Source organism: Siccirubricoccus deserti, assembly GCF_014283215.1.
GTDB lineage: Bacteria > Pseudomonadota > Alphaproteobacteria > Acetobacterales > Acetobacteraceae > Siccirubricoccus > Siccirubricoccus deserti.
In genome coordinates this window covers 1-1987 of record NZ_JACOMF010000190.1, presented here as the reverse complement: position 1 = coordinate 1987, position 1987 = coordinate 1, and the positions used below count along the sequence as shown (strand labels likewise).

The 1987-nt window shown below is 67.6% G+C and carries 3 protein-coding genes and 1 pseudogene; 1 reads left to right on the top strand and 3 read right to left on the bottom strand.

The features are described from left to right. The coding region (locus H7965_RS29660; RefSeq protein WP_186773716.1) for a transposase at positions 1 to 153 on the bottom strand (153 nt) is incomplete at its 3' end. Between the two features lie 74 nt (positions 154 to 227). Between H7965_RS29660 and H7965_RS29655 the strand changes: the two genes are divergently transcribed. Next, complete coding sequence (locus H7965_RS29655) at positions 228 to 467, top strand: hypothetical protein (protein WP_186774066.1); 240 nt, start codon at positions 228 to 230, stop codon at positions 465 to 467. Positions 468 to 881: 414 nt separating this feature from the next. Here H7965_RS29655 and H7965_RS29650 read toward each other — a convergent pair whose 3' ends face one another. Then, positions 882 to 1523 (bottom strand): glutathione S-transferase family protein, encoded by a 642-nt coding sequence (locus H7965_RS29650; protein ID WP_186774065.1) that lies wholly within the window; start codon positions 1521 to 1523, stop codon positions 882 to 884. A 153-nt stretch (positions 1524 to 1676) separates the two neighbouring features. Further along, positions 1677 to 1793 (bottom strand): annotated as a pseudogene (locus H7965_RS31570) (IS630 family transposase); the annotation flags it as partial. Positions 1794 to 1987 lie beyond the last annotated feature (194 nt).

The window sequence follows — 1987 nt, the reverse complement described above, 5'->3', positions numbered from 1 at the left end:
CCCCTCCATGGCCTGTCGCTTCCACTCGCCCACCATGGTCTGGTGAATGCCGTGCTTGGCCGCCAGCTGCGCCGTCGTCAACTCACCCCGCAGCGCTTCCAAAGCAACCTTCGCCTTGAAATCCGCCAAATACCGCGTCCGCTTGCCCGTCATCCGGGTCCGTCCTTCTCACAGGCGAACCGAGCTTACCCACCTGTCCGAAATCCGGGGACCACCTCAGCGAGGCCATGCTGCAGGCCCTGATGGCGCGCGCCCTTCGCGGCGACGCGCGGGCCATGGGCCAGGCGATTGCGCTGGCGCGGGAGCAGGGCCTCCTTGCGCCGCCCGCTGACGGGGCGAGTGCCCGGAGCGGCGGCATGCTTGTGGTGCCGGGGATGGCCACCGACCCGGAGGAATGGGAACGGTCTGTGCAGGAGCACATGCGCCGCCAGGGGCTACTGCCCGAGGATCCCTCGGGCGAGAGCTGAGCGGACGCGGCGATGTGTGGGTACTCCTGCGCCGCCGCCGCGTCCTCCCGGGTGAGTCCGGCGGCATCAGCCCCTGCCCGCCCGGGCGAGTTGGGTGCGCAGCTCGGTGCAGAGCGCCTCGAGCTACGCCGTCGCCTCTGGGCCCGGCTCGATGCCGGCAAACCTCTGGCGCCGGCATGCGAGGAAGAGGCAGACCCAGAGCTCAAGCGCCGCCATGTCCGGCGCCGAGGCCCGTGCCGCGCGCTAAGCCCCAAGCTCCAAGCCCCACTCCCGGCTGGCGCAGCAGCTTTCGGACCTGCGCGATGACGCCGCGCTCGATACCGGCCAGAAGGCGGTACAGCGCAGGCCGTTCAGGGTGCCTCCGCCGGCAGCGTCGTGTTCGCCAATCTGCAGGGCTACGCCGCCCCGTGACGCTCAGGTGAGCAGCAGCGGCATTCCCGGATCCCCCTTCTCCATGGCGCGCTGATAGGCCGGGCGCTGAGCGATGCGCTGCAGGTAGGCCAGGATGTTGGGATACGGCGCCAGATCCACCGACATGAAGTAGCGCATGGTAGTGAGGGAAAAGACGGGCATGATGTCCGCCGCGGTGAACTCGCTCCCCGCCAGGAACTCGACCTTCCCCAGCCTTGCCTCGACCAAGCCCAGCGCGCGCTCGAGCCGTCCCCGCGTGGCCAGCAGGACCGGGTTGTCAGCCGCCAGGTTCAGCCGGCCGAGGATCATGTTGCGCCCCATCGCTGGCTGCAGCGTGCCGTTGGCGAAGTGTAGCCAATACAGGTAGCTGGCGAAGTCCGGGTGGTCCGGACCGAGGGCGAGACGGCCGCCACCATGCTTGGCGATGATGTACTCAACGATCGCCCCTGATTCCGCCAGTACCAGATCGCCTTCGGTGATGACCGGCGCGGCCCAGGTCGGGCTGAGTGCCCGAAGCTCCGGCGGGGAGAGTATCGTAACGGGATCGCGAGTGTAGCGCTGCAGCGCGTAAGGGATCTCGAGCTCCTCGCAGAGCCAGACGATCCTTTCGGATTGCGATTTCCCGAGATGGTGGACGGTCAGCATGGCGGGTTCCTTAGAGCAGTTTTGGCTTGGTCAGACCCACATCGGGCGGTCAGTAGCTGCAAGGTGGCTGGCGCAGCAATCTTTCCCGAGACCACCAAAGTTCGACTGAACCCGTCGCGCGGCACTGCCCGTCTTCCGCACCCGCTGCATCAGCTTGATCGCGGCGGAGGGACTCACCTCGAAGCGCCGCGCCGCCTCCCGCGCCGAACTGCCAGCCTCAACCGCGCGAACCAGCCGCCGCCGGAGGTCCGCAGACAAGGGTGCCGTCATCATCGCCTCGACGCTGCATCACCAGCGTCGAATCAGAACCCGCGATTCCATGCAATATCAAAATGCTCTAGGTCGGCCAAGCCTTCCGCGTGCACTCTGGTCAGCGAAACGCCCAGCGAAGGGTGTGCGCCACCCCGAGTGTTCCGGCGCGCACGAGTGGCCGACCGAGCAGAGGATTGGGTAGCCCGTGCATA